At 63.6% G+C, this 20,680-nt stretch carries 47 protein-coding genes; all 47 read right to left on the bottom strand.

Features of this window, described 5'->3' with window-relative positions:
* Positions 1-37: 37 nt before the first annotated feature.
* The 47 genes from BM009_RS06260 to BM009_RS06465 all read right to left on the bottom strand — a co-directional run bounded on the left by BM009_RS06260 (position 38) and on the right by BM009_RS06465 (position 20,676).
* Entirely contained in the window at positions 38-721 is a 684-nt protein-coding gene (locus BM009_RS06260) for a hypothetical protein (RefSeq protein WP_093294780.1), read from the bottom strand.
* Complete coding sequence (locus BM009_RS06265) at positions 718-2,166, bottom strand: DUF4942 domain-containing protein (protein WP_093294782.1); 1,449 nt, start codon at positions 2,164-2,166, stop codon at positions 718-720. Before BM009_RS06265 ends, BM009_RS06260 begins: the two co-directional genes overlap by 4 nt.
* Positions 2,166-2,426, bottom strand: coding sequence for a hypothetical protein (locus BM009_RS06270; protein WP_139216556.1), 261 nt, complete (start codon positions 2,424-2,426; stop codon positions 2,166-2,168). Before BM009_RS06270 ends, BM009_RS06265 begins: the two co-directional genes overlap by 1 nt.
* Before the next feature lie 75 nt (positions 2,427-2,501).
* Positions 2,502-2,852 (bottom strand): hypothetical protein, encoded by a 351-nt coding sequence (locus tag BM009_RS06275; RefSeq protein ID WP_093294786.1) that lies wholly within the window; start codon positions 2,850-2,852, stop codon positions 2,502-2,504.
* Positions 2,849-3,241: a hypothetical protein gene (locus BM009_RS06280; RefSeq protein WP_093294788.1), complete on the bottom strand. Its 393-nt coding sequence runs from the start codon at positions 3,239-3,241 to the stop codon at positions 2,849-2,851. Before BM009_RS06280 ends, BM009_RS06275 begins: the two co-directional genes overlap by 4 nt.
* Positions 3,241-3,717 (bottom strand): hypothetical protein, encoded by a 477-nt coding sequence (locus BM009_RS06285; protein WP_217644174.1) that lies wholly within the window; start codon positions 3,715-3,717, stop codon positions 3,241-3,243. Before BM009_RS06285 ends, BM009_RS06280 begins: the two co-directional genes overlap by 1 nt.
* Positions 3,718-3,747: 30 nt before the next feature.
* Positions 3,748-4,230: an ATP synthase subunit B family protein gene (locus BM009_RS06290; RefSeq protein ID WP_093294793.1), complete on the bottom strand. Its 483-nt coding sequence runs from the start codon at positions 4,228-4,230 to the stop codon at positions 3,748-3,750.
* Entirely contained in the window at positions 4,227-4,610 is a 384-nt protein-coding gene (locus BM009_RS06295; protein ID WP_093294795.1) for a hypothetical protein, read from the bottom strand. Before BM009_RS06295 ends, BM009_RS06290 begins: the two co-directional genes overlap by 4 nt.
* A complete protein-coding gene (locus tag BM009_RS06300; RefSeq protein ID WP_139216557.1) occupies positions 4,610-5,110 on the bottom strand; it encodes a hypothetical protein in 501 nt (166 codons plus the stop codon). Before BM009_RS06300 ends, BM009_RS06295 begins: the two co-directional genes overlap by 1 nt.
* Positions 5,095-5,418 (bottom strand): hypothetical protein, encoded by a 324-nt coding sequence (locus BM009_RS06305; RefSeq protein ID WP_093294799.1) that lies wholly within the window; start codon positions 5,416-5,418, stop codon positions 5,095-5,097. Before BM009_RS06305 ends, BM009_RS06300 begins: the two co-directional genes overlap by 16 nt.
* Complete coding sequence (locus BM009_RS06310) at positions 5,418-5,705, bottom strand: hypothetical protein (protein ID WP_093294801.1); 288 nt, start codon at positions 5,703-5,705, stop codon at positions 5,418-5,420. The genes BM009_RS06305 and BM009_RS06310 overlap by 1 nt, the downstream gene beginning before the upstream one ends.
* A gap of 2 nt (positions 5,706-5,707) precedes the next feature.
* Positions 5,708-5,968, bottom strand: coding sequence for a hypothetical protein (locus BM009_RS06315; protein WP_093294803.1), 261 nt, complete (start codon positions 5,966-5,968; stop codon positions 5,708-5,710).
* Positions 5,968-6,456 carry a hypothetical protein gene (locus BM009_RS06320; RefSeq protein WP_093294804.1) on the bottom strand — a complete coding sequence of 163 codons (489 nt, stop codon included), beginning with the start codon at positions 6,454-6,456 and terminating at the stop codon, positions 5,968-5,970. Before BM009_RS06320 ends, BM009_RS06315 begins: the two co-directional genes overlap by 1 nt.
* Before the next feature lie 266 nt (positions 6,457-6,722).
* A complete protein-coding gene (locus BM009_RS06330) occupies positions 6,723-6,968 on the bottom strand; it encodes a DUF4314 domain-containing protein (protein WP_093294808.1) in 246 nt (81 codons plus the stop codon).
* Positions 6,969-7,109: 141 nt separating this feature from the next.
* Entirely contained in the window at positions 7,110-7,244 is a 135-nt protein-coding gene (locus BM009_RS23105; RefSeq protein WP_302847354.1) for a hypothetical protein, read from the bottom strand.
* Positions 7,245-7,283: 39 nt separating this feature from the next.
* Positions 7,284-7,406, bottom strand: a complete 123-nt coding sequence (locus tag BM009_RS23110) for a hypothetical protein (RefSeq protein WP_302847355.1) — start codon at positions 7,404-7,406, stop codon at positions 7,284-7,286.
* A gap of 329 nt (positions 7,407-7,735) precedes the next feature.
* Positions 7,736-8,122, bottom strand: a complete 387-nt coding sequence (locus tag BM009_RS06340) for a hypothetical protein (protein WP_093294811.1) — start codon at positions 8,120-8,122, stop codon at positions 7,736-7,738.
* Between the two features lie 422 nt (positions 8,123-8,544).
* Entirely contained in the window at positions 8,545-9,108 is a 564-nt protein-coding gene (locus BM009_RS06345; protein ID WP_093294813.1) for a hypothetical protein, read from the bottom strand.
* The gene (locus BM009_RS06350) at positions 9,105-9,359 is read right to left on the bottom strand and encodes a hypothetical protein (protein ID WP_139216559.1); all 255 of its coding nucleotides are present in this window, start codon (positions 9,357-9,359) and stop codon (positions 9,105-9,107) included. Before BM009_RS06350 ends, BM009_RS06345 begins: the two co-directional genes overlap by 4 nt.
* On the bottom strand, positions 9,356-9,589 hold the full coding sequence (locus BM009_RS06355; RefSeq protein WP_093294816.1) for a hypothetical protein: 234 nt from the start codon (positions 9,587-9,589) through the stop codon (positions 9,356-9,358). Before BM009_RS06355 ends, BM009_RS06350 begins: the two co-directional genes overlap by 4 nt.
* Positions 9,589-9,849 carry a hypothetical protein gene (locus BM009_RS06360; protein ID WP_093294817.1) on the bottom strand — a complete coding sequence of 87 codons (261 nt, stop codon included), beginning with the start codon at positions 9,847-9,849 and terminating at the stop codon, positions 9,589-9,591. The genes BM009_RS06355 and BM009_RS06360 overlap by 1 nt, the downstream gene beginning before the upstream one ends.
* Positions 9,846-10,298 (bottom strand): hypothetical protein, encoded by a 453-nt coding sequence (locus BM009_RS06365; RefSeq protein WP_093294819.1) that lies wholly within the window; start codon positions 10,296-10,298, stop codon positions 9,846-9,848. Before BM009_RS06365 ends, BM009_RS06360 begins: the two co-directional genes overlap by 4 nt.
* 25 nt (positions 10,299-10,323) lie before the next feature.
* A complete protein-coding gene (locus BM009_RS06370; protein WP_093294820.1) occupies positions 10,324-10,536 on the bottom strand; it encodes a hypothetical protein in 213 nt (70 codons plus the stop codon).
* Positions 10,517-10,774, bottom strand: a complete 258-nt coding sequence (locus BM009_RS06375) for a hypothetical protein (RefSeq protein WP_093294822.1) — start codon at positions 10,772-10,774, stop codon at positions 10,517-10,519. The genes BM009_RS06370 and BM009_RS06375 overlap by 20 nt, the downstream gene beginning before the upstream one ends.
* Entirely contained in the window at positions 10,774-11,064 is a 291-nt protein-coding gene (locus tag BM009_RS06380; RefSeq protein WP_093294823.1) for a hypothetical protein, read from the bottom strand. Before BM009_RS06380 ends, BM009_RS06375 begins: the two co-directional genes overlap by 1 nt.
* Positions 11,061-11,222 (bottom strand): hypothetical protein, encoded by a 162-nt coding sequence (locus tag BM009_RS22535; protein ID WP_175487922.1) that lies wholly within the window; start codon positions 11,220-11,222, stop codon positions 11,061-11,063. The genes BM009_RS06380 and BM009_RS22535 overlap by 4 nt, the downstream gene beginning before the upstream one ends.
* Before the next feature lie 79 nt (positions 11,223-11,301).
* A complete protein-coding gene (locus BM009_RS06385; RefSeq protein WP_139216560.1) occupies positions 11,302-11,547 on the bottom strand; it encodes a hypothetical protein in 246 nt (81 codons plus the stop codon).
* Positions 11,548-11,608: 61 nt separating this feature from the next.
* Positions 11,609-11,752: a hypothetical protein gene (locus BM009_RS22540; protein ID WP_175487923.1), complete on the bottom strand. Its 144-nt coding sequence runs from the start codon at positions 11,750-11,752 to the stop codon at positions 11,609-11,611.
* A gap of 33 nt (positions 11,753-11,785) precedes the next feature.
* Entirely contained in the window at positions 11,786-12,019 is a 234-nt protein-coding gene (locus BM009_RS06390) for a hypothetical protein (protein ID WP_093294826.1), read from the bottom strand.
* On the bottom strand, positions 12,016-12,330 hold the full coding sequence (locus tag BM009_RS06395) for a hypothetical protein (protein WP_254772181.1): 315 nt from the start codon (positions 12,328-12,330) through the stop codon (positions 12,016-12,018). Before BM009_RS06395 ends, BM009_RS06390 begins: the two co-directional genes overlap by 4 nt.
* A 22-nt stretch (positions 12,331-12,352) precedes the next feature.
* Positions 12,353-12,589 carry a hypothetical protein gene (locus tag BM009_RS22155; RefSeq protein ID WP_139216561.1) on the bottom strand — a complete coding sequence of 79 codons (237 nt, stop codon included), beginning with the start codon at positions 12,587-12,589 and terminating at the stop codon, positions 12,353-12,355.
* Positions 12,589-12,765: a hypothetical protein gene (locus BM009_RS22545; protein WP_175487924.1), complete on the bottom strand. Its 177-nt coding sequence runs from the start codon at positions 12,763-12,765 to the stop codon at positions 12,589-12,591. Before BM009_RS22545 ends, BM009_RS22155 begins: the two co-directional genes overlap by 1 nt.
* Positions 12,765-13,088, bottom strand: coding sequence for a Y16D family protein (locus BM009_RS06400; RefSeq protein ID WP_093294828.1), 324 nt, complete (start codon positions 13,086-13,088; stop codon positions 12,765-12,767). Before BM009_RS06400 ends, BM009_RS22545 begins: the two co-directional genes overlap by 1 nt.
* Positions 13,088-13,690, bottom strand: coding sequence for a hypothetical protein (locus BM009_RS06405; protein WP_093294829.1), 603 nt, complete (start codon positions 13,688-13,690; stop codon positions 13,088-13,090). The genes BM009_RS06400 and BM009_RS06405 overlap by 1 nt, the downstream gene beginning before the upstream one ends.
* 490 nt (positions 13,691-14,180) lie before the next feature.
* The gene (locus BM009_RS06410) at positions 14,181-14,936 is read right to left on the bottom strand and encodes a phosphoadenosine phosphosulfate reductase domain-containing protein (RefSeq protein WP_093294831.1); all 756 of its coding nucleotides are present in this window, start codon (positions 14,934-14,936) and stop codon (positions 14,181-14,183) included.
* Entirely contained in the window at positions 14,936-15,412 is a 477-nt protein-coding gene (locus BM009_RS06415) for a hypothetical protein (protein ID WP_093294833.1), read from the bottom strand. Before BM009_RS06415 ends, BM009_RS06410 begins: the two co-directional genes overlap by 1 nt.
* Positions 15,412-15,804 carry a hypothetical protein gene (locus BM009_RS06420; RefSeq protein ID WP_139216562.1) on the bottom strand — a complete coding sequence of 131 codons (393 nt, stop codon included), beginning with the start codon at positions 15,802-15,804 and terminating at the stop codon, positions 15,412-15,414. The genes BM009_RS06415 and BM009_RS06420 overlap by 1 nt, the downstream gene beginning before the upstream one ends.
* Positions 15,805-15,815: 11 nt before the next feature.
* Positions 15,816-16,259 carry a hypothetical protein gene (locus BM009_RS06425; RefSeq protein WP_093294836.1) on the bottom strand — a complete coding sequence of 148 codons (444 nt, stop codon included), beginning with the start codon at positions 16,257-16,259 and terminating at the stop codon, positions 15,816-15,818.
* Positions 16,259-16,597, bottom strand: a complete 339-nt coding sequence (locus BM009_RS06430) for a hypothetical protein (protein WP_093294837.1) — start codon at positions 16,595-16,597, stop codon at positions 16,259-16,261. Before BM009_RS06430 ends, BM009_RS06425 begins: the two co-directional genes overlap by 1 nt.
* Positions 16,594-17,217: an Nmad5 family putative nucleotide modification protein gene (locus tag BM009_RS06435; protein WP_093294839.1), complete on the bottom strand. Its 624-nt coding sequence runs from the start codon at positions 17,215-17,217 to the stop codon at positions 16,594-16,596. Before BM009_RS06435 ends, BM009_RS06430 begins: the two co-directional genes overlap by 4 nt.
* Positions 17,217-17,732, bottom strand: coding sequence for a hypothetical protein (locus BM009_RS06440; RefSeq protein ID WP_093294840.1), 516 nt, complete (start codon positions 17,730-17,732; stop codon positions 17,217-17,219). Before BM009_RS06440 ends, BM009_RS06435 begins: the two co-directional genes overlap by 1 nt.
* Positions 17,733-17,823: 91 nt before the next feature.
* Positions 17,824-18,690 carry a hypothetical protein gene (locus tag BM009_RS06445; protein ID WP_093294842.1) on the bottom strand — a complete coding sequence of 289 codons (867 nt, stop codon included), beginning with the start codon at positions 18,688-18,690 and terminating at the stop codon, positions 17,824-17,826.
* Positions 18,635-19,057: a hypothetical protein gene (locus BM009_RS06450; RefSeq protein ID WP_093294843.1), complete on the bottom strand. Its 423-nt coding sequence runs from the start codon at positions 19,055-19,057 to the stop codon at positions 18,635-18,637. The genes BM009_RS06445 and BM009_RS06450 overlap by 56 nt, the downstream gene beginning before the upstream one ends.
* A gap of 14 nt (positions 19,058-19,071) precedes the next feature.
* On the bottom strand, positions 19,072-19,635 hold the full coding sequence (locus BM009_RS06455) for a 3'-5' exonuclease (protein ID WP_093294845.1): 564 nt from the start codon (positions 19,633-19,635) through the stop codon (positions 19,072-19,074).
* Positions 19,635-19,895, bottom strand: a complete 261-nt coding sequence (locus tag BM009_RS06460; RefSeq protein WP_093294846.1) for a hypothetical protein — start codon at positions 19,893-19,895, stop codon at positions 19,635-19,637. Before BM009_RS06460 ends, BM009_RS06455 begins: the two co-directional genes overlap by 1 nt.
* Positions 19,895-20,020: a hypothetical protein gene (locus BM009_RS23115; RefSeq protein WP_302847356.1), complete on the bottom strand. Its 126-nt coding sequence runs from the start codon at positions 20,018-20,020 to the stop codon at positions 19,895-19,897. The genes BM009_RS06460 and BM009_RS23115 overlap by 1 nt, the downstream gene beginning before the upstream one ends.
* Positions 20,017-20,676, bottom strand: a complete 660-nt coding sequence (locus BM009_RS06465) for an AAA family ATPase (protein ID WP_217644175.1) — start codon at positions 20,674-20,676, stop codon at positions 20,017-20,019. Before BM009_RS06465 ends, BM009_RS23115 begins: the two co-directional genes overlap by 4 nt.
* Positions 20,677-20,680 lie beyond the last annotated feature (4 nt).

The following is a 20,680-nucleotide window of genomic DNA, read 5'->3' on the forward strand; positions in this document are numbered from 1 at the left end:
CGCGCTCGCTAGTGCAGAACCCTGCGAGCGCGATCGTTCACTGGACGCTCGCAGGTGTCACGATCGCCTGGCACCGACCGTACCGTAGGACAAACTCCAAGCCCGGCTCGCTCACGGCGGCAGCAATGGGACGTAACGCCTCCTTCACCGCCATGAAAAGCTCATAGCCGTCCCAACCATCGCCGAAGCGACGGTGTGCCTTGCGGTAGCCCCGCCGCAGAAGATGCCGAGCGTCGGCGATGAACTGGTCGACGGGGAAATCTTCGGGCAAGTTCGCGCAGCGGTCCTCCATACGCGACGAGATCTCGTGCCGCGCTACATCAAGCGCATCTGCGAAGTCCATGTCCGCTTCATGCCGGCGCGTACAGTAGGTGCGCGTGCCGGGCCACCAACCCACGGCACCATTTGCCTCCTGGTCGCATAGGTCATCGGCGACCTGGGCTATGTTGTGGCCCAGGCGGGTGGTTGGCTTGTGAAAATCGCCGTGCCGATCGCCGAAGGTGCCCCAGCGTCCGCGTACCTGCCAGAGTCCACCCAGCGCCTCCAGCTCGTCCGCTGGGCACCCAATCGACGCGATGCCGTTCTGATGCTCCAGCAGATCGTGCGGCAATAGGCCACCGTTCCAGTCGACCAGAATACCAGGCGTGATTTCGGTGCCCTTGATCACGAGCCCAAGATTGCCGTTGTCGTCTTCGTGGCTGACGATGCGGACTGACCTCATGCCCGCTTCCGGTTCAGCGTGACGAGGCAGGTGTTTACGTTTGTCCCGCTCTCCGCGAACGAGCCGGGCGGCAGATCCTTGATGTTGCCATTCATGGTCTCCACCAGCTTGCGGAACGCCTCGGTCTTTCGATCGGTGCGGAACTCGATACTGGCGCTCATCACCGCGACGATCTTCCCGCCGGGAGCAAGGAACTTCACGGCATGGGCGACGTGGTCGATATCCAGGCCGCGATCGAATGGCGGGTTCATCAGGATCCGGTCGTAGATCGGCTGCGGCGAGCGCTTGAGGAAGTCGCCATCGATCACGTCGCCGACCTGGCATGTCTCGCGCAGGGTGTCCGCGCGGCCAGGGTGGAGCTCGATCATGTCCACCGAGAACGTGGCGCCGCTTTCCCGCATGCCGCGGCACAGAGCCTTCACGATCGCACCTTCGCCTGCCGAGGGCTCGAGGACGCGGAAATGCAGGTTGTTCTGTTCGGCATACCAGCGGGACACGTTCATCTCTGCTTCGCCGACGACGCGATCCGCTACCGCGTCCGGCGTTGGGAACCAGCCCATGTTCTTCGCGACAGCCGTCGACTGCCGCGCCAAGGGATCGTCCTCGACCGCATCGCTGCCAGCGCCCAGCGCCTCACCGTAGTAGTCGGCGAGCTCCTTGTTCACCCGCTTCAGGAGATCGTCCCGCTTGAACCACAGGTGAGCGTTACCGTTCTTGAATACCCGGACGCGGAAGTATTCGTTCTCGACGGTGAATGCGCCGCGGACCAGACCGCGCGGCCGCGCGTCGTTGATCTGGCCGATGATACCAGCATAGCGCTCGGGCACCGATCGCTTCTCGGGGTCGGGATCGTTCTCGTGGTCGAGCTCCCAGAAGGCGCGCTCGATGTCGCGGATCGTATCCTCGTGGCGCGCATGCGTGTTCCACATGCCGTACGCATCGAAGACGTAGGTCAGCACCACCCGCTCGCCGATCTTGAAGCCGTCATGGCTGCGGAAGCGGCGGTCGAGCTTCGCGAAAGCGTTGGCGATGCCGCGCTGGAAGATCATCTTGGCGTTGCCGGCGAGGTTCGCGAGCGTGGAATAGGCCGTCTCGATCGAAACCTCGGGCGGGTCCTTCTCCAGCTGGTCGCGGAACTCCTGGTGCGCCTGGCGATCCATGAGCTTGTCAAAGCCATAGCCTTGGATGAGGTGGCCCCAGATCGTGCGGTCGGCTTGCTGGCGCAGGTAGGTGAGGAACCTGGCCCGCTCGTCAGGGCCGCGGCTGAATGCGCGCGAGGCGTTGGACTGGTCTACATAGAACTGCAGACCGCCGGCGGCCTTAGCTGCAGTCGCGAACGCCTCGTCGATCGCCTGGAAGGCTGTCGCGAACTTCTCGATGGCAAGGTTGCGATAGCCGACGATCTCGCTGATCTCGGCGCGGGTCACAAGGGCAGTGCCGGTCATCAGTGCTGCCCCTGTTCCACGATGCGGATCATGTCGAATGCGGTGAAAGGCGACATCGAGATGGGCCACGGCTCTCCAGGCTGCTTCTCGGCGGCCGGCGTGAGTCTGAGGCCATCGGCGAGCACCTCGTGCAGCTTCATTTCGACCTCGTGGTCATCGCCGTTCCAGATCACCTTGAGCGTGAAGTTGGCGCCGCCGTGTGTGTCGCTCTCGTCCTTGAGGCGCTCGTCGAGGATCTGTGCAATCGTGCGGAGGGGCATTGTCTGTTCCTTCATCACCGGTCACCGCTGACCGTGTGAGTGTTATTGCACACGCGCTGAAGGCGTGCGGGTGGCTTACTCGCTGACGCGAGCGGCGATGTGCTTCTGCAGGTGTTCGGGCAGCGCGAGCCAATTGATGCGTTCGCCGAGACACGGCCCCTCTTCGCAGATCGAGAATTGCGAGAACCCCAGGGGGCGTGTGGGCTGGTCGTCAAGGCCAAGGCACTCGAACAGCGAGCCCACCGGCAAGTCGAGCACGACAGTATAGCGGTCCTGGGTGCTGCCGCCGTTATCCCAGATCGATCGGACATTGCTCGGCTTCGGCATCGATGGCGGGACGGCCGGCGTGCACACGCGGCAGATCTCGGAGCCCTGATCGCCGTGGATCGTGCCGGTACCAGCGCAGCCGAAGCAGATGAGGCTCATGCGCGTCGCCTCGCTCGCTTCAGCATGCGTTCCAGGCTCATGCTCTGCGGCTTCTGTCGCCCGGGCGACTGGTAGAAGTAGGGCGCCACGAGCTCTTGGATCTTGTCGTCGATATTGGGCAGCTCCGGCGGCTTCGCGGCCTCGCGAGCGTCGATCTCTGCACGGGTCTCGAACTGCGGGTGGCCTAGGCGTGGGAAGAAGTCTTGCGCCCACCCTCGTCGATTGACAGCATCTTCACCGATGTCCCGCGCGCAGTCGGCGCAGTACCAGGAATAGGATCCGTGATTGTAATGGAGCGCGGGCTCTGCTTGGCAGCGCGAGCGGTTGCAGGCGCCGCCTTCCTTGCCCTTGTTGGGCTTGTCAGGGCCGTTGTAGTCGCCGTAGGCCATCAGCCGCGCTCCGCTTTGCGATCCGCGAACAGCTGCAGCGCTTCGTCGGCGCAACGTTCCCAAGGCGCGTAGGCAATCATGCCGGCGTTCATGCGATCGCGCTGGTCCTGCGGCATCTGCTTCACCAGCTCGGAATACTTGGCGACGGCCTCCAGGACGAACGCCTGCATCAGAACGCCGGTGCGCGAGCCTTCCATCATCCGCGCCACGAACTCGACATTGGTCTCGGGGTCCGTGGGATGCGGATTGAGGGCATCGCCGGGCACCAGCATCTCGCGGTTGTCCGACATGGACGTGACGACGAACATGTCCTCGTCGACGCGGCGGTCATGGGCGCGCAGGACCCTAACCTGCTGCCGGCGCATGTCGATGAAGCCGCCAAACGGGCGCTCATAGGTGCCGTCGTCGATCTCGCTGATCTTTCGCATTTCGTTCCCTTTCGATGCGCACCGCTGCGCTGCATCGTTCTTGTGCATCATGTGATTGGTGGATGCGGCTGGCTTAGGTCAGAAGGTGCCCCACAGGGGGTTCGCCTCGATCTCATCCTGCGCGCGCTCATCTGCGAGCTTGGCGTCGATGGCCGCCTGGGCAGCCTTCTCGCGGCGTTCCCTCAAGGCCTGGTGCGCTTGGCGCCGAGCCTCCTCAATCTTGCGGAGCGCCTCGACCGCCTTGCTTTCCATCTCCCCAAGTGGCGTTCGCGGCCCATCCTCGTTCATGAGGTTCGCGTGATGCGAGAGCCATGGCGTGCCGTCTGCCTTGTAGTAGATCGGGTTCCCGCCCTGACCATCGGCCTTGACCATGAAGCGTACACCCTGGCCGAACTGCTGCCGGAAGTGGTCGGTGATATCTCGACCGATACGGGTAGGCGACAGCGGGACGACCTTGCCGTCGTCATCGAGCATCGCGACGAGATGGACAGAAGGGCCATAGTAGCCACCGTCTGAGTCCTGCCGCGGCACCATCCTGAGCGGGGCTTCCCAGTCGATCATTGGCCGGCGCTCCGCATGCCTGCGCCGAGCTTCTTCCACTCAAGCTCACCGCGGCGGTTGCGAACCTGGACCATGCCAGGCTCGGGCGCGAGTTCACGCTTGCCCTCGGGAGGCTTGCGGTAGCGCCCGCCGCGCTCGAAGTGGCTGCGGTCGCGGGGAGGTGCCGCTCGATCGATGAAAGGGTGCGCGTTGAACCACTCGTCATGGATCACGATCATCTTGCGTGCGGCCCTGGCAGCGTGACCCGCTTGCTCGGCGGCTGCACGCAATGCGTGATTGAGGAGCATGAACGACTTGCCCTGCTGGCGCGCGCCGACAATTGCGATGGCTCGATGAATACCGTCGACCGGCACGTGCGGGGCGATGATAGTAGGCTCCATCAGAACATTCCGAACATCGGGTTGTCGAGCATGGCGGCCTGCTCTGCTGCGGCAGCTTCCTCCGCCTCCAGCTGGGCGACGGTGATCTCGACGAGCTTGGGCGCTCCGTTGATCGGCGTCAGACGCGGCCACACGTAGAGATACCGCTGCCCAGATGCCGTGACGAGTCTGAGCTTGGTCCCGCGATCGAAGATCCGGCCGGCGATCGGGTTCGTGGCGTCAGGGAAGCGCAGCAGCGGCATCTGCGTGTTGACGATCCTCGGAGCGCCTGGCCCGCGCGCTGCGTCGAGCGTGCCATCGGGATTGACCATGACAGGCTTGGTAGTGCTGAGCTTCGGCATGGTCGCGGCGTTCCAGCCGCGGGGCGTGTCGATCCCGACGACCATGTAGGCGGTGAGCTCCTCGCCGTCGCACACCCGGCGCCACTCGGTCGGGTCAAGCTCGCACGCGGTGCCGTCGTCCCACTCGATCGGCATCCGCCAGTTCAGAACAGTCCCCACAGGGCGCTTCCTTCCATTTCAGTTGTGTCGATTGGCGCAGGCGGCGGGGCAGGGGCGCCGACAGCTGCCTGAACGCCCGCGTCAAGCATGATCGCGAGCGCCTCGTAGGTGATGACCTGGGCGCCGCGGGCGGCTGCCGTCTTCGCCTTGACGGTATTCGTGCGCGACGCGACCAGGATGTCGCAGTTGTCGGCGGTGTCCGTGTAGACGTAGCCCGCATCCTCGATCATCTTGATCCAGTCAGGCCGGTGCACCTGGACATTGTTCTTCATGCCCTTGCCGGTGAGGGCGATCCGCTTCCATCCCATCAGAACATCCCCCAAAGCGGGCTGCTGGCGTTGGCGCGCTCGGTCTCCTCGCGCGCTCGTCGAGCCCACGGCGTCTCGACCTCTTCCTCTTCCACGAAGAGATCCTCGGTCGGATCGAAGGTCTCGATCTTGCCCCAGGGGCAGCCTTCATCCACCGGGCTCCCGAGAGCGCCGTAGACAAAGCCGGTCCCGATCGCGTCAGGGCGCGTGTCGAGGCGCTGGCCGCCGGTGACATACAGCCGGCGACGCGTGCGCACGGTTCGGATCGGAAGCGAGAAGTCGATCATCGTTATTCGTCCAGCTCGGGGAGCTCAGCGCCGTCGAGGATCGTGCCGAGCTCCGGTTCGCGCGCATCGAGGAACAGCGCAGCATCGAGCACCGCCTGGGAGCCGAAGCCCTCCATGCTCTCAAGCCGCAGACATTCCGCTTCGATCGCTTCCTTGGCGCCAGCGCGCGCGAGATTCTCCGCCTGTGCAGGCGTGTCGGCTTCGATCGTCGCCGTGATGTAGCGGCGGCAGTTGAACGCATAGGTGACGGTGAACTCCGCCATCAGAACTGCGCCATTTGGGAGTAGCGCGGATCGAGCGCTTCGGGCGCGCGATTGGTGGGCGCTGCGATTGCCGCCTGGGCCGGCGTGAGCTGCTTGGGTCGCGACATCTGAATGGCGATGGCAGCAGTCCGAGCGAACTTGAATTGGCGTCCGGTGCTCTCGCACACGCCGTCAATCGGATACTTCGGCCTGCTCGGAGACACGCCGGTGAACCGGTAGCGTTTGCCCAGGCTCGTAAACACGAGCCCATAGTCGCTGCCCGCCAGGCCGAGGGACCGACCGTTGACGTCGATCAAGCGGCGCGCGGCGTCATCTGCCGCAGTCGTGTCGGCCGAGGACGCGACCAGCGAGAGGGTGAGGCTGTGCGCGCCTAACTGACCGCCCTTGACCTCGAACTTCAGCCCATGCCGCTGCCCGAGCTCCGCGAGCTCGGCGACCACGTCAGCCGAAAGCGCGCGGTGGCCGGTCTTGTTGAAATCTTTGAACATCGAACATCCTTCTCGTCTACGGTCACCGCTGACCGCATGTGTGTTATTCACCATATCTAGCAGGCGTGCGAATGGCTTCTGTTACGGTGCTTCGCCATCCACGGTGTCTTGCTCAGCGGCTTGGACCAGGAACTCTCCGTGGCTGGCGCAACGGCCTTTGAAGATGGGTCCGTCGTCATCGATATCGACCGGTTCGCCAGTCTCCAGGCGAGCGCCACATTTAGGGCACGCGAATGGCACGTCGTAGAAGACGAGGATCTCGAGCATCAGGCGACGATCGCCGTTGAGGGAAAGGGGCCGAGGACCTCGAACTTGTCGGCCGGCGCGATCAGCGAAAGCGTGCGGCCATTTTCCCAGTTTACGCCGATGTGCCAGGTGCCATCGAACCTCGTGCAGTCCGTGACCATCGTCACTTCGCCTTCGGTCCCGGGGTCAATGGGGTTGGGGTCCTTGCCCATCTGGATCAATCGAATGCGCTGCCCGAGCATAACGGGCGCCGTGTTGTCGGTCATTGGTGCTGCCTCGCTTCGCGGTCACCGCTGACCGCATGTGTGTTGCTAACCACACGTTGCGATTCGCGCAAGAGGGCTGTGCTTCGGGCAAAAAGAAAGGCCGGGATCGCTCCCGGCCACTGACTTCAACGCTGAAGGCGTTCACTTCTGGGACTCGTGGTCCTTCACGAAGTTGAGCCGCGGCTTCTTTCGTCCGACGAAGGCCGCCGTAGCCCCGTAAACGACAACCGCCGCCAGCACGCCGGCGAGGAACCCGCCGAGATGGAAATACTGCATGGCTTATGAGTTCCCCGATGGATAACAGGCCGATCGCGCTCAGTTGCGCGTCTCGTTGTTCATGATGTCGGCCAAGACCACCGTGAGAATCGGGAAGGCGACGAAGATGCAAAACAACGTTGCGACAACACCGAGAACGAAAGAAATAGAAAGTGCGAGCATGTGTCCCCCTGTTGAACTGTGAAATTCTACAGTCGTTATCGACCTTGTTAGCATGACTAGCAATCGGCTAATTGCGATCATTCACTGAACGGCGTCTCGGCATTTACTAAAGCCATGGGGACGGACGCGACCAACATGCAGGCAGCATAGATACCTAACGGCCAAACGGGACCGCCGTGCAACACAAGCCAAGCAGAGTGGATCATCATGCCGGCGGTCGCCAGCACGAGTGCGAATGAGGAAATAGCGGCGATCAAATCTCGCAAAACAAGCCCTTAACGTAGCATCGACTAGATGATGCTTACGTTAACTGCAACAAAATATTGCAGTCATGAAATGGGTTTGTGTGGCTTCTTTACGAGGTGTCCCGCAATGGCATAGCCCTCGGGCGAGTGCGAGAGGACGCCGGAGTGCCCGGCATTCAGAACATGCGCCAGCTCATGCGTGGGGCCGAAGTCGCCGATCACCTCGAACGTCTCCCCAGCGAGCGCCTTTTCCGTAACGTCAGCGAAGCGGCGATACTGCTGCGCGCGCCGAAGGTGCTTCACGCTCTCGGCGATCAGCAATGCCTCGGACACGTCTTCTGCGACGATGCAGAGCCGCTTGTAGGATCGGTTCCAGACCACAAAAAGTCGCCGCAAGTGTGCCCCCAAGTCGTCGATTTGCTCCGATTCGGGAGCCTGGTCCAGCTGCGTTGTAACATGATGCAGCGCCATGCCTAGAAACGTGCCATTCATACGCGGCCACTCGCACACCGCGGAGAGCCTGTCGTCAAGCCGTCGATTCGATAGTGATCGTAGGCGCCGAAGCGCCGCTCATTGGTCATTTGCCCTCCCTGTGCGCATCGCGCGCTTGCATGTGTGCTATCACGCACCTGCAATCGATGCGCAAGCTGGATCGACTTAACACCAATGCTTTACAGGGAGGTCTTCAGATAGCTACGCATCTGGGCTCGCGACGGCGCGGGCGCTGCTCGGTTCACCTCGCGTTCAGCGTTCGCGATGAAAGCTTCGCGGCTGGCGCCCTGTAGCGGATCGGCCAAGCACGAAATAGCAGCGCGCAAAATTGCGCGCTGCTCGAGGGTTTTTGATGCGTCGTTGCCCATGGTCCCATGGCTACGAGCGCTCTGACTGGTTCGTCAATCGGTGGACTGGTCCGACTCCGCTGTCTTTGCGGTCATCTGTTCCATGGCCGCGAGCATCAGCATGCCCAGGCCCTGCTCGACAGATCGCGACCCGGGAGTCCACGAGTAGACGTGCTTCGCGAACGCGCCCCATCCATTCGTACCAGCGATCTCGCCAAGGCGACCGATCGCGGCCGAGAGAATGGCTGGCAGCGCCGCGACGTCGAGCTCGAGGATCTCGGCGCCCAGGTCTCGCTTGGGTGCCGTGGGTTGCTCGCCGGGTGGCGTCCACCCCAGCTTGCGCGCAACGGACTCGAAGCGCTCCAGCTGGGCCGCGCGCATTTTGGAGGGGTCCGGCTCTGTCGTGCGCGGCGCTTCCTCGATCGCTGGCGAAGGTGGCGCGCTTTCTTCCGTCGTCGGGCCGACGGCAAAGGAAGACCACCGATCATTGAGCCACTGGATCAGCTCGGGCTTGTTGGTCGGAACCTCGATCGTCTCGAAGCCCGCGCCGCCCTGGGCAGCCTTTGCGTCGGCTTGCGTGCCGCTCCAGATGCGGGAGAGGGAGAGATAGAGCTTCATTCCTCCCGGTCCCCCTCCTTCTCGTCGTCGTGGTTGCCCTTCGCGCGCTGCAGGAGCTGATCGAGATCCGTCACGCCCGCATCGCGCCGCGCGAGGTGGAGAAGGTTGCAAATCAGATCGCCGATTCGGGTCTCCAGGTCTTCCACGTCATCCGCGTTGCCGAGGTAGACTTGAGCGTCGAATGCCTCCTGCGCGGTTCGTGCCCACTCAGCGCGATCGGCGTTGGTGGGTCCGGTGGTCAAGCCCATCATTTCTCCTCCTCGACTTCGCTCTCGCCATCGACGTCGAAGGTGCCGGTGCTGTCCAGGACGAGCGCAGCCTCGCCGAACTCCTTCAGCTGGTCCGAATAGCCCCGGATGTAACTCCCAGTGGGCGACAGGTTCTCGACGAATAGGTCGGCGGCAGCGCGGGCAGAGGCTTCGTCAGGAGCCTCCACAGCCACGCTGATAAACGCCTTCACGTCCACATTGTAGCGGGGCATCAGCGATCCTTCTCAGTGGGCAGTTGAGCGTCGCCACCTTCGAGGATCTCGATGATGGCGGCATAGTCAAACACGTTGGCGGTAAGCTCGAGCCGTTCCAGCTCAGCATGATAGGCGGCGATCCGCTCAAGGCGATCGGCGGCTACGCAGGTCGCTGCTATGGCATCATCGACGGAGGCCTGACATTCATCCGCATCCGTGTAGATGTCGCCCGTGCTCGCGTTGCGGAGCTCGGCTGCGAGCTGCGGAATATCGCTCATGCCGACACCCGCGCCAGGTCGCGTGCCTTGAGGTCCAGCGAGCGCGCCTTCAGCTGCTCGTAGGTCTTCTCCGTGTCTTCGACGGCGTGGCGGGTCAGCAGCAGCGAGAGCCCCGCCTCTGCTCCGAGCGACTGTGCGCGGCGCAAGCAGTCCAGCAGCATCCCGACGCGCTCTTCCTTCTGGAAGGCGTCGAGCGTCGCCGGGGTCAGCGGCTCGGCGTCGGCCGGGATCAGGTGATGCTGCATCCAGTCGATACCATCGTGGTCGGTGAACATCGTCGCGCCGGCGATCTCGACGGTCTCGATCGCGTCCCAGAACATCTCGGTGCCCGAGCCGTCATGCTCGAAGCCACATGCTTCATCGGGGGTGAAGACGACACCTGCCGCGCCGGGGACAAGCTCCTGTGTCCCCCGGATCTCGGTGCCGTTCGGCGCTTTCAATTCGCTCATAGTCTGCTCCTCATTGCTGAGTGTGTTATTCACAACATGCGGAAGGCATGCGGGCGGCTTCGGTGCGCTGATGCAGGAACCTCACGTTCTTCTCAGCGCCCTGGGTGGAGATGATCGCCGCGCGGACCTTGTCGGTTGCTTGGCGCGCGTCGGCGAGCTTGAGGAGGTCGCGGGCTTCCTTCAGCAGAGAGTGGGCGCGCTCGACAGCATGGACGCGATCAAGCGAAGCCTTCTTCACCCTCGTCCTCCTCGGTCAAGGGCCCGGTGGTCACCTCGATGGCGTGGACCATCCACTCCTGACATTCGCCAGAGCCCTCTTCGGACATCGTCACGTCGTCGGGGCAAGACGAGTCGAACTCGCATGCCATCAGCGCCGCAATCTCTCTGGCGTGCTGTGGACTGGAAGCTTCGATCACCCTCGTTACGCGGTCGACCTGGATGACCTCGCGTTCAAAATCGATCTGGAAACGGGCCATTATCTGGCACTCCCTTTCCGTTGCGGCTCTACGATGATGCTGGCGATGGCGTCGGCCGTGGCGAACAACCCGTCTTCGGTGCGGGTAACCACGAGCCGAACCTGCCGACCCTTGAAGTGCGTCAGCGTTCGCGCGTCGTCCGCGTTCACAGATAGCTGGCTCCAGTCGGCGCCGGTGATTACGAGCCCGGTCAGGCTGGCCAGCTCAAGCCGTCCACTGAGAACGGCTTGCTGGCCGTCGCGGAGATCGAGCCAGTCGATATGTCCGCCGATCTTCGGTAGGTCGCTCACGCGGCACCCGCCAAATTGTCGTTGCTCGCCACCGGCACTACGCCGGTCGGAGTGAGGCAGCGCAGACCGGACTCGCCGACGAACGTTCTGACCTTAAAGCCGCGCCCATAGTCACGAACGATTTCGCCGAAGATCAAGCCCCAGAGGTAGTAGAGCATATCGCCTCCTTGTTGTGCATGTTGGTATACACCGACGCAGCACGCAAGTCGGGTGGCGATTGACCACCTCGACCGCAGTTTACTGAGCTCCGAGCCGCTTCATCACCTCGTCCGCGCGGCACTTGCTCTCGCCGCCGCTGAAGATCGAGGCGCACGGATCGCGCCGAGATTCCATATAGTTGAAGGCGAGGAAGGCGACGATTGCGATCGCCGCCAGCAGCCAGGCCGTCTGTTGCCCGCGCGTCATTTCCTTCCGCTCGGGTGCGGGGCCGCCGCGGCCGAACATCAGCCGGTGCAGCAGTCCGCGGTCGTTGCGCCGATCCATCGTAAGCTCCTCAGTGAAGAGCCCCACATAGACGCGGCGCCGCGCGGAAGGAAAGGGCACGTCAGCCATCGTCGAGCGCATCGAACTCGCGCAAACGGCGGGCGACGCGGCGATCTCGGCGGCGATCGGGATTGGCGAGGGGCCGGAACGATGCGGCCATCGGGCGTCGGTTGGTCAGGGGAGCCTCCAGTTGCTGTTGCATCATTCGTAGATCCTGTTCGTCAGATTGTCGGGTGGGTTAACTGTCGTCGCGGGTAGGGCGCGAGCGGACATGCACGGCGAGGATGTCGTCGGGGTCGACGATCAGGAAGCCGGCGTTCCGTTCAAGGGTGAGCTCGAGGGCGAAGCCCTTGTTGAGGATCGCGGATACGCGCTGCAGATCGGCGATGCCGCGGATCGCGATCGCCGGCTTCTCGCCGGCGGCGATTGCTGCTTGCGCGCGCTGGATCTTGTAGGTGCTGGCGGTCTTCACGGTTCGTCCTCGATGATGTCTTGGGCATTGAACTTGCTGGGCTCGTCACGCTCGCTGCCCTTGGCGAACACGACGGTGTCGGTCTCGTGAATCTCGAGACTCGCTCGGACGTCCCAGCGCGGGTGGTAGAAGTCGGGTGCGCCCCAGATGCGAACCGCCGTCGTGTGCTCGTCGCCTCGGAATCCTACGAAATGCAGGGCAGGACGGACTATGCCTGGCGGCGCTTGAAGCGCGGCTTGCTGCCGTCTGGGTTTGGCGGGCTGAATGGGCACTTGTTCTTTCTCTGGTGCTTCCACCAGCTCCAGCCACAACGGGCGCAGGTGTTGGTGGCCATCAGTTGCCCTGCTCCAGAAGGCGAAACATTCGCTTCAGCTTGCGGCGGTCGTAGTTGCCGGTGCGCATCATGCGCACCCACATGCGGCTCGACCGCAGCTCACCGCGCCACAGCTTGAGCAGTGTCGGATTGGTGATCACCAATGTGTCGCCCGGCTGAGGCAGGCTGTCGAGAATGGCGTTAATACGCTCGAACGTGAGGCCGCTGCCGTCACATGCCGTTGTAATCGTAGGCATCAGCTGCGGACCTCCAAGCCCATGACCCGCAAAAGGTGCGCTTTCGCGAGAAGGAAAATCCTATCTATCTCAGCCCAGTCGTCGGGGTGCGCAGCGCCCTTGAAGGCGTGATCGCGTGCCGCGCGCTCGAAGCGGGTCACCGCTCCCAGTCGACGACGGCGCTCCTTCGCGTCCATCACCACAAATCCTCGGAGAAAAGCCCGGGGAAACTGGATCCCGACTTCCGGTTGGCCGGATCCACCTGGCCGGCGGCAACCGCGATCTCCAGCGCCTCCGCGCGTCCGACATAGCGGCCGATCGAAGTCGTGAAGCCTTGATCATCGCCGCCTGTGCCGTGCCCGAGAATGTCGAAGCTGGGGTGCAGCAAGGTGTGGTGCCGCGCCGGTGGCGGTGCGCTTATGGTCAGGAAGTCGGGATAGGGCTTCGCGCAATCATGTTCGCGCTTGGCCCAATGATCGGGTACACGAACCCTAATTGCCGCCGCGACGATCGTTTCCATCAGAACATCCCCCAAAGCGGGCTGCTCTCCAGCACGGCAGTCTGCTTCTCGGTCAGCGGCTCGTTCTTGCCGACAGCAGGCGGCGAGCCGGCGAAGGCTTTCGCGCACGCGTCGGCAGCATCCTTGCTCTCCCAGAGCTTGCCGGGCACGACGACGCGCCCGGTGGGCAGATGCAGCGTGGTGCTGCTCGTGCCGCGGTCGAAGAACACCTGGACGGTCTTGTCGCGCCAAACAGCGCGGCGCCGACCTGTGGTGACGTCTTGCGGCAGCAGGCAAAGGGTCTCGAACTGCGCGCCACGGGTACCCTGCGGGCCGATGCCACACAGGGAGATGAGCTTCTCGGGATCAGGGCGGCGAAGGTTCGCGCCGGTCTCCCAATCGTTCTTCGGCAGCAGACCGTTCCAGGTCTTCGCGAACAGCCAGTCGCCCTTGCTCTGCTTGATCAGGCGGAAGTGGTGCCCGTTGCGATTGACGAACACGATCGGGCAATCCTGCCAGCGGTCATCGGCATCGAAGTGGAAGATGTGGATGTCGTTGGCCAGCGAGACCACCGCGGGCTCGCCGCGCTGTGCAACGAAGTCGGTTACGGACTGCAGGTCCATGAGAATCTCCTTGTGCGAGCACCGCTGCTCGCGTTGTGTGTGTCACCTAGCACAGTCTCAGCGTCGCGCAAGTGGGTTCTTTCGGTGCGTGTTCGCGCCGGTGAAGTTTCTTCGAGGTGTGCAAGGTGCGCTAGATTGCGCTGCGGTGCGATCTCAGCGCGATTTGAGCGCTTGAGGTAGTCTGACCAACCTTGCGCAAGCGATGCGCTCAGACGCGCTTAAAATCGCCCGGCCGATCGTCGTTATCGTAATCCCCAGGTTGTGTGACCTGGGCAGCCGACGTGAGAGAAGCGTACGGCAGTGGGGTTGGGGGTCGAACCAGACTCCACGAAGCCCTTGGACAACTCCTGAATAGCGAAATTCGGGCCGTTGTCGTTGTCGGTCCCGTGAGCGGTGCCGGTCGCGCCGCAGCTGCATGTCAAAACGTAGTGCCAGTGATCGGTAGCCATAGCGGTCGTGTAGCCGTATCACCGCCGTTCCACCAGTGGATCTAAGCGGCAAGATCCATTGGCTCGATGCCGGTGATCTCGGGCAGCCGCTTGCCGGTCATGCTGACTGTAAAGCCCAGCTCGATCTCCTTGTGGCAGTATCGGGCGTAGACCTTCGGCTGGAGCTCGGCTGCGCGCGTCAGATCGTCCTTGGAGGACATGATGCAGATGATACAGCTCTTGCGGCTCATCCCGGCACCGTAGGTCCAGAACGGCTCTTCGCCCGCTGCCTTGATCAGCTGAAACACATGCTCGGTTGAGAAGCCGTGGATCGGCAGCCAGTCGTACCATTCGCGGCCGGCGACGGAGTTGCGCTCGTTCCGCTTGAAGTCGACCAGCTTGCCACGCTTCGGGCTTTCCGCCGCGCGCATGCCCATGCAGTTCACGACCAGCCCGCCGAACTCCGGGTGCGCGGCGAGGAAGCGACGGATCTCGCGTGTGATCGGGCCGGTCTTCAGGTCGGACGTGCACTGGCGGTTTGAGGGCGAGGGGAACATGCCGCGGTGATCGACCATCTGCCAGAACGTCTTGCAGGCGTGCGCCTCGATGATCGGGATACCCGCGCTGTACCGCTCGATGTGCTCGACCGATGCGTCCCACTCGACCTCGGGCAGAACCGCGTGAACGATCAGCAACTGGCGATGAGGGATCAGCCGCTTCAGCATCACCTTCATCGCCTGGCTGTCCTTCCCGCCGCTGTCGTTGATGACGAACAGCCCGCCGCGCTCGACAAGATCCTTGATGTGCGCGGGCAGCATCAGAAAGCCACCTCGTCCTCGATGACTGGATCGATGACGATGCCGGCAGCCGGCAAGCGGCGTTGCCACTCAATTGCACCAGCTTCGGGGAACGCCTCACGAAGTCGATCCAGCGCCTCCATCTCGGTAGAGCCGCGGATCGCTCCCGCGCTACCGCCGTCGATCTCGCGCCAGAACCACGTCTGCGCGTCGGGGTGCGGCTCGCCATAAAGCTTGCTCTCACGGCCCAGGATCTGTGCAGCGATCCATGGTATGACGGCATTGTAGTCGCCGATGCCGGGAGGGACGCAGCCTTCCCAGACGATGGTGCCCGGCAGCCCCTTCGACGCTCCTTCGACGTATACCAGCCCGTCCTTGAATACGCCCGACCACGCGCCATTGAGGCAGTCGAAGTGCCGACCCCGTTCGTCCACTTTGGTCTCGGACGCCCACACCGTCACGGTGCTGCCATGACCTAGCGCGAAGTGCTTGCTCATCAGAACGTCGCCCCCTCGCGCATGCGCCGCTCATCAATGCCGCGGCCCTCGTGTTCGACGGCGGCGGTCACATCGATCTTGATCGTTAGGTGATCTTTGAGGAGCTTCTGAGCTTCCTCGCGAATGACCTTCTCGATCAGCTCGTTCAGCTTGGTCACGCCCGAGCCTTGCGGCACACGCCATTGCGTCAGCTTGCGGCCGACCTCGTCGCGGATGATGCTCTCGATGAAGGCACCACCCACGAAGCCCTTGTTCACGCGGGTCTCGACAACCTCCTTGAACAGCCCCCGGATCATCTCCCTAGGATCGACACCCACCTCGTTGACGTAGGTGCGGATCGCCTGGAGCAGACGCTGGTTGCGCTTGCGATTGGCGGCATTCTTCTTGCGCACGGGCTTGTCCGTCATGCCGCCACCGCCAGGTCGACGCGAGCATTGGCATTCTGCGAGACGTGAATCAGGCCCGCGATGAAGTTCACCTCGCGCTGCGAGAAGCCGCCGACGCTGGTGCGCTCCTCACGATCCACGCCGTCGACGGCCCAGCGCGCGGCGTTTTCGAGAAGGCTACGCGTCAGCTTATCGCCGGTCCGGCGGTTGTTGTAGACGAGCATGTAGAAGAGGCGTTCGGTCTTCCCGCGCTTGCCGGCAACCCACGCGAAGAAGCGATGAGCGAGGCCCGGCCACATGACGCGCCGTTCGATCAGCGTTGCCGCGACCGTCGCGGCCACGTTACCGCGGAGCGCGCGCAGATCGAGCGCAAGCTCCATCATATCGGTACGCTGGGCAGCGCTGTAGAACTTGGCGCCGGGGTGAAAGGGGACGATTTTGGGGAGGCGGGTGCCGCGCATCAGTTGTGCTCCGGGTGCTTGCCGTGGATCGGTGCGTGACGGCACGCATCAATCATGCCCAGCATGATGAAGGCGCGACGCTCGCCACCGACACGGTAGGAGAGATAGAAGGGGCGGGGGCCGATCGGGAAATCGTCGGCCCAATATGCGTCCTGATTGAACATCTGGGAGTTGTGCCAGGATGCGATGGACAGGCGTCGATCGCCCTTGCGGAAGAAGATGAGGTTGAAGCGACCGTGCAGCAGCACCGCATACAGCCAGATCAATGCCGCAAGTACGAGGAGCGTGGCGATCGCTGCGGTCGCCCCGACCCCGATCCAGTAGAACGCTTCGGTCATGCCGCTTCCTTCAGCGGCGGTAGGCCGAGCGACTGGTTGAGGTTCACGAGGGGCACTGCCGGCAGCTGCACCTTGGCGACCGCCTTGATGAACTGCTCTGCGATGGGCATCACCTCGGGCCATCGCTCGCGCAACTGACGATCGGAGCGGATCTCAGACAGGATGCCCGTCACCTCTGCGCGACGAGTGTTGATTTCGTCGGCGATCCCCTCTTGGTAGAGGACGAACTCCATGACCTCGGCGCCAAACGCATCGTCAGCCTCGAAGCTCGCAAGAGGGTTGTCGCCGGTGTCGCTATAGGGCACGTAGAAGCCAGGCAGCTTCACCTCGGCCGGCTTTAGGCGATTAATAGCGTTGCCGGAGGCGTTCGAGTTTCGCCCCAGCGTTACGCGCGCGCCGGCGATGTTCAGCGGCAGCGTGTTGCGGAAGTATGTCGAACCTTTGTGCGTCTCGCTCATGAGCTTCAGGGCCGCCCGAACCTCGGCGGAATAGATGCGCTCGAATACGCGCCGCATCAGCGGTGCCTCGAGTTGGAAGAAGGCCAGCAGCTTGTCACGGAAGCCGTGCTTGAGCACCGCGTTCGTGATGTCGGCGCGGATGTCGTTGTTGATCGCGACCATCAGCCCCGCACCCCCTCGGGCCAGTAGGAGATCTCGGCCTCGCCCTCGCGCTGTTCCTGAGCGTCATCGGGGATCGCGCCGTGCGTCAGCAGCCAGTTGATGCGGTGGGCGGCGCCGTGCGCGGTGTTGTCGGTGTCAGACCAACCGCTGCCGAAGCACCACTCCCACACGGCACCTTCGTAGCGATATTCCTGACCGTCCTCGTCGACCGGGGACGGGACGAAAGCGCGATATGAATAGCTGATCCAGTTCTCGCCCGCGACGAAGTCGATGCCCGCGACGGGGCCGTGACCGACCGCGCATGCAGCGGTGCCACATTCGGCGCGGAAGGCCGGGTGGTGCCCCCTGCCGTGAAGTTCGTTGTCGACGAACAGCCGCATGCTGAAATCGGGATATGTGGCGGGCAGCTGCAGGAGATGGTCCGCCAGACGACGCAGATTCGCCTGCTGCTCGACGCTGATCGTGGTGACGAAATCCGTTTCGCCGGGCTCCTGGATGATGATCGGTTCGCTCATTTCGCTCCTCGCGAGTCGTTGTTCGTTTGCGATGTGTGTCACTTACCACAGGTCGCAGCGAGAGCAAGTGGCAAGCGACACACACAATGCATTAGGCGGCGAGCTTCACCAGCTCGGCGGCGAGGGCTTGGTCGGCGATCACCAGATCGCGGGGCGCGGTGGGCGACGGCTGGACGAGTCCGGTGATCTTGAACAGCGCCGTCATCTGCTGCGCTTGGGCGCGGGCGGTGCCGGTGGAGAGGTTTTCGCCCTCGTAGGCGGCCACGAGCGACTTGCCGCTGATCATGCCATCGGCAACCAGGCGACGGACCGCGACCGAGGTGTACCGCGAGAGGCGCTTGCCGGCGGCGATCGACTGGATGAGGTTCTGCGCCTTCTCCTGCACCTTCTTCGCGGCACAGGCGTCGAGGTTAGCCTTGAGCGTGGCGGGGTCGATCGCGGCGATCGAGTGGAAGTCGCGGGCGGGGGCGGGGGCCGCTGCCGGCGTGGTATTCGCGGCGATCTTCGGCTTGCGTGCGCTCTTCTGCTTGGCGGGCTTGGTGACGCTCTCGGCCGCTTCGATCTCGGCGAGCAGGGCGTCAGCGTCGTTGGCGATGACCTCGCTCACATCACCGCTGGCAACCTGGGCGGTCGCGCTCTCACCATCTGCGGGAGCTTGGAAGCCGAACTCGTCCTCTTCGGCTTCTTCCGCCGCGGCGAGCATGTCCTCGATCTCTTCGTTACCGGTGGCGACGTCGATCACGACGCTGGAGGGGGTGACGTCGATCGTGACCTCCTCGACGTCCGCGAGGCTCATGATCTCGTTCGTTTCGTCCATCTCGGCCTGGATCGCGGCGAGCGCCGCATCGACAGGATCTTCGAGGTCGGTGGCGACCACGAGTGCCGTGGTCGCCTGGGTGTTGTCAGCCGCGTCGGCGGCGGGCTTGGGGCTGCTGTTGCGGTTGCGCTTGCGGCTCATCGTCGATCTCCTCGTGCTCGACGCTCGATTGCGTCGTTGCAACCGAGATAACCGCATCGTCGGTGCCGGTCGGCTGGCTTCCTGCGACCGGCTCGACGGCAGCCGAAGCCCGCGCGAGCTCGTAGCGGGCCGAAGCGATGTCGGTGCGGAGCATCTTGAGGCCCGCGAGCTCGTTGACATCCTCGCGGCCGACGATCTCCGCCACGACCTTGTCGTCGAGTTCGGCGAGGCGTTCGACCTTGTCCTCTTCCGACCCTTCGCCCAGGTCCCAGGCCAACAGCGCGCCTTCGCGCTTGACGATGTTCTGGTCGCCGAGGAGGGCGACCGCGGTGAGCGAGAGTTCGCCCGCGGAATGCTTGAACTTCATTGCGTGATCCTTCTCTATTTGGACTGGGGGCCGGTGGGCAGATTGAACCAGTTGAGGCGGCGGCCGACGAAGAGGCACTGAGCGAGCACATCCACGTCGTATTCGGCTGCGTGGGCTTTCGCCCGGTCGTATGGGACGTCGCAGCACGTCGCGAGTTCTTGGAGCCGGGGCAGCTTGCCGTTGGCAGTTGCCCAGCGTCCCTTCATCATCGTGTCATAGGTCGCGGGCCAGGTCGTGCGCTGCCCAACGCGCTCCAGCTCCCGCTTTAGGAACGGGAAGTCGTACCCGTCGCCGTTGTGAGCGACCACCAACACCACCTCGGGGTGCTCGATGACGCCGCGGACCTGCGGCGCGATCACATCGAACGTCGGTTCGTTGGCGAGATCGTCGAGCCGAATGCCGTGAACCTTCTGGGCAGAGGCGTCGATCTTTCGCAGCGGGTTGCAGCGCCACACGAAGCCCTTCACGAGCTCTTCGGTGTCGAGGTCGTAGAGCCGGCAGCAGATTTCGATCAGGCGGTGCTCGGGCTCATTGAGGCCGGTGCCCTCGGTGTCGCAGACGTTGACCAGGCGGCGCATCAGACGCGCGCCCCGTCGACCGTAGCAAGCGAGATCTTGCCCACCTTGCGCACAGGAGTGCTGACCGGGCGAGCTAGTTCCACCTCGATGGTGTCGAGGGGGAACGTCTCGCGCTGGGCGCCCTTGCCGTGATCGACCAGGACGGCGTGGATCGCCACGCAGTCCAGATCAGCCAAGCCGACGGAGGTGTCCTTCACCACCTGCGCGATTGCCTTCATGAGGGCGTCGCGTGACAGGGTGAGCTTGTGGGTCTTCGCCATCACCGCAGCACCGCCGCCGCGGCGCAGTATCCCGCCGCGAACGCAAGGTAGCCGACGATCGCATAGCCGGTGAGGTTGACCGCCGTTCGCGCCTTGACGCGCATTTTGCGGAGGCGCGCGATCATGCCGCTGCCCGATTGGCGAGGCCGAAGGTGGCTGCCACGAAGTCCGCCGCGGTCGCGATACGGTCGGCGCGGTCGGTGTTCTCGCGCAAGATGGTGCCGATCCGCGGCGCCATGTCCGCCAAGCTCTCATCGAAGAGCATGCCGCGCACCAGGAAATGGATATGCTCCTGGTAGGCGGCATTCATCGGCGGTTTGCCATCCATCGGCTCGAAGGTGATGGCCGGCGGGACCAGGATCACGAGATCGAAATGCTGAGCGGTGAGGCTGATGGCGCTCTCGACATACTGAACGCAGTCGTCGCGAACGCGAGGCGAGCCGGCCGCCGCCGAGGCATCGGCGAGGTAATAGGCGGCTGCATCGATCGGCGTTCGGTCGCACACGTAGCTCACCGGGCCGCCGTGCGCCTTGCTGAGCGCCGCGGACGCCTCGATCTGGCCCACCATGGCGTCCATGATGCGCCCCTGCATCACAGTGCCCGTGTTCAGGCGATTGTGTCGCTCCATGTCGAAGCCGTGAATTTCGGCAACAACGCCCGCCGAGCTGGACAAGAAGGGGACGTCGAAGAGCTTGGCGATGGCGCGGGCGAGGGTGGTCTTGCCCACGCGGTGAGCGCCAGCGAAGCCGATGCGCGTTCCGTTGAGGTGTGTGTTGTTCACCATA

The sequence above is a fragment of the Sphingomonas sp. NFR04 genome (assembly GCF_900114095.1).
Classification (GTDB): domain Bacteria; phylum Pseudomonadota; class Alphaproteobacteria; order Sphingomonadales; family Sphingomonadaceae; genus Sphingomonas.

What these genes read in the sequence shown, in the direction of transcription:
- BM009_RS06375 (WP_093294822.1), bottom strand. Translation starts at nt 10,774, where the DNA reads ATGGCCCGTTTCCAGATCGATTTTGAACGCGAGGTCATCCAGGTCGAC.
- BM009_RS06445 (WP_093294842.1), bottom strand. Translation starts at nt 18,690, where the DNA reads ATGAGCCGCAAGCGCAACCGCAACAGCAGCCCCAAGCCCGCCGCCGAC.
- BM009_RS06400 (WP_093294828.1), bottom strand. Translation starts at nt 13,088, where the DNA reads ATGGAAACGATCGTCGCGGCGGCAATTAGGGTTCGTGTACCCGATCAT.
- BM009_RS06350 (WP_139216559.1), bottom strand. Translation starts at nt 9,359, where the DNA reads ATGATGGGCTTGACCACCGGACCCACCAACGCCGATCGCGCTGAGTGG.
- BM009_RS06290 (WP_093294793.1), bottom strand. Translation starts at nt 4,230, where the DNA reads ATGATCGACTGGGAAGCCCCGCTCAGGATGGTGCCGCGGCAGGACTCA.
- BM009_RS06305 (WP_093294799.1), bottom strand. Translation starts at nt 5,418, where the DNA reads ATGGGATGGAAGCGGATCGCCCTCACCGGCAAGGGCATGAAGAACAAT.
- BM009_RS06260 (WP_093294780.1), bottom strand. Translation starts at nt 721, where the DNA reads ATGAGGTCAGTCCGCATCGTCAGCCACGAAGACGACAACGGCAATCTT.
- BM009_RS22535 (WP_175487922.1), bottom strand. Translation starts at nt 11,222, where the DNA reads ATGCTCTACTACCTCTGGGGCTTGATCTTCGGCGAAATCGTTCGTGAC.
- BM009_RS06265 (WP_093294782.1), bottom strand. Translation starts at nt 2,166, where the DNA reads ATGACCGGCACTGCCCTTGTGACCCGCGCCGAGATCAGCGAGATCGTC.
- BM009_RS06330 (WP_093294808.1), bottom strand. Translation starts at nt 6,968, where the DNA reads ATGACCGACAACACGGCGCCCGTTATGCTCGGGCAGCGCATTCGATTG.
- BM009_RS06340 (WP_093294811.1), bottom strand. Translation starts at nt 8,122, where the DNA reads ATGGCGCTGCATCATGTTACAACGCAGCTGGACCAGGCTCCCGAATCG.
- BM009_RS06295 (WP_093294795.1), bottom strand. Translation starts at nt 4,610, where the DNA reads ATGGAGCCTACTATCATCGCCCCGCACGTGCCGGTCGACGGTATTCAT.
- BM009_RS06365 (WP_093294819.1), bottom strand. Translation starts at nt 10,298, where the DNA reads ATGAGCGAATTGAAAGCGCCGAACGGCACCGAGATCCGGGGGACACAG.
- BM009_RS06440 (WP_093294840.1), bottom strand. Translation starts at nt 17,732, where the DNA reads ATGAGCGAACCGATCATCATCCAGGAGCCCGGCGAAACGGATTTCGTC.
- BM009_RS06285 (WP_217644174.1), bottom strand. Translation starts at nt 3,717, where the DNA reads ATGCACAAGAACGATGCAGCGCAGCGGTGCGCATCGAAAGGGAACGAA.
- BM009_RS06385 (WP_139216560.1), bottom strand. Translation starts at nt 11,547, where the DNA reads ATGGATCGGCGCAACGACCGCGGACTGCTGCACCGGCTGATGTTCGGC.
- BM009_RS06415 (WP_093294833.1), bottom strand. Translation starts at nt 15,412, where the DNA reads ATGAGCAAGCACTTCGCGCTAGGTCATGGCAGCACCGTGACGGTGTGG.
- BM009_RS06430 (WP_093294837.1), bottom strand. Translation starts at nt 16,597, where the DNA reads ATGACCGAAGCGTTCTACTGGATCGGGGTCGGGGCGACCGCAGCGATC.
- BM009_RS06360 (WP_093294817.1), bottom strand. Translation starts at nt 9,849, where the DNA reads ATGAGCGATATTCCGCAGCTCGCAGCCGAGCTCCGCAACGCGAGCACG.
- BM009_RS06435 (WP_093294839.1), bottom strand. Translation starts at nt 17,217, where the DNA reads ATGGTCGCGATCAACAACGACATCCGCGCCGACATCACGAACGCGGTG.
- BM009_RS22155 (WP_139216561.1), bottom strand. Translation starts at nt 12,589, where the DNA reads ATGCCTACGATTACAACGGCATGTGACGGCAGCGGCCTCACGTTCGAG.
- BM009_RS06410 (WP_093294831.1), bottom strand. Translation starts at nt 14,936, where the DNA reads ATGCTGCCCGCGCACATCAAGGATCTTGTCGAGCGCGGCGGGCTGTTC.
- BM009_RS06320 (WP_093294804.1), bottom strand. Translation starts at nt 6,456, where the DNA reads ATGTTCAAAGATTTCAACAAGACCGGCCACCGCGCGCTTTCGGCTGAC.
- BM009_RS06455 (WP_093294845.1), bottom strand. Translation starts at nt 19,635, where the DNA reads ATGCGCCGCCTGGTCAACGTCTGCGACACCGAGGGCACCGGCCTCAAT.
- BM009_RS06280 (WP_093294788.1), bottom strand. Translation starts at nt 3,241, where the DNA reads ATGGCCTACGGCGACTACAACGGCCCTGACAAGCCCAACAAGGGCAAG.
- BM009_RS06270 (WP_139216556.1), bottom strand. Translation starts at nt 2,426, where the DNA reads ATGCCCCTCCGCACGATTGCACAGATCCTCGACGAGCGCCTCAAGGAC.
- BM009_RS06315 (WP_093294803.1), bottom strand. Translation starts at nt 5,968, where the DNA reads ATGGCGGAGTTCACCGTCACCTATGCGTTCAACTGCCGCCGCTACATC.
- BM009_RS22545 (WP_175487924.1), bottom strand. Translation starts at nt 12,765, where the DNA reads ATGGACGCGAAGGAGCGCCGTCGTCGACTGGGAGCGGTGACCCGCTTC.
- BM009_RS06275 (WP_093294786.1), bottom strand. Translation starts at nt 2,852, where the DNA reads ATGAGCCTCATCTGCTTCGGCTGCGCTGGTACCGGCACGATCCACGGC.
- BM009_RS23115 (WP_302847356.1), bottom strand. Translation starts at nt 20,020, where the DNA reads ATGATCGCGCGCCTCCGCAAAATGCGCGTCAAGGCGCGAACGGCGGTC.
- BM009_RS06355 (WP_093294816.1), bottom strand. Translation starts at nt 9,589, where the DNA reads ATGCCCCGCTACAATGTGGACGTGAAGGCGTTTATCAGCGTGGCTGTG.
- BM009_RS06450 (WP_093294843.1), bottom strand. Translation starts at nt 19,057, where the DNA reads ATGAAGTTCAAGCATTCCGCGGGCGAACTCTCGCTCACCGCGGTCGCC.
- BM009_RS06345 (WP_093294813.1), bottom strand. Translation starts at nt 9,108, where the DNA reads ATGAAGCTCTATCTCTCCCTCTCCCGCATCTGGAGCGGCACGCAAGCC.
- BM009_RS06460 (WP_093294846.1), bottom strand. Translation starts at nt 19,895, where the DNA reads ATGGCGAAGACCCACAAGCTCACCCTGTCACGCGACGCCCTCATGAAG.
- BM009_RS23105 (WP_302847354.1), bottom strand. Translation starts at nt 7,244, where the DNA reads ATGCAGTATTTCCATCTCGGCGGGTTCCTCGCCGGCGTGCTGGCGGCG.
- BM009_RS06425 (WP_093294836.1), bottom strand. Translation starts at nt 16,259, where the DNA reads ATGCGCGGCACCCGCCTCCCCAAAATCGTCCCCTTTCACCCCGGCGCC.
- BM009_RS06405 (WP_093294829.1), bottom strand. Translation starts at nt 13,690, where the DNA reads ATGGACCTGCAGTCCGTAACCGACTTCGTTGCACAGCGCGGCGAGCCC.
- BM009_RS22540 (WP_175487923.1), bottom strand. Translation starts at nt 11,752, where the DNA reads ATGATGCAACAGCAACTGGAGGCTCCCCTGACCAACCGACGCCCGATG.
- BM009_RS23110 (WP_302847355.1), bottom strand. Translation starts at nt 7,406, where the DNA reads ATGCTCGCACTTTCTATTTCTTTCGTTCTCGGTGTTGTCGCAACGTTG.
- BM009_RS06310 (WP_093294801.1), bottom strand. Translation starts at nt 5,705, where the DNA reads ATGATCGACTTCTCGCTTCCGATCCGAACCGTGCGCACGCGTCGCCGG.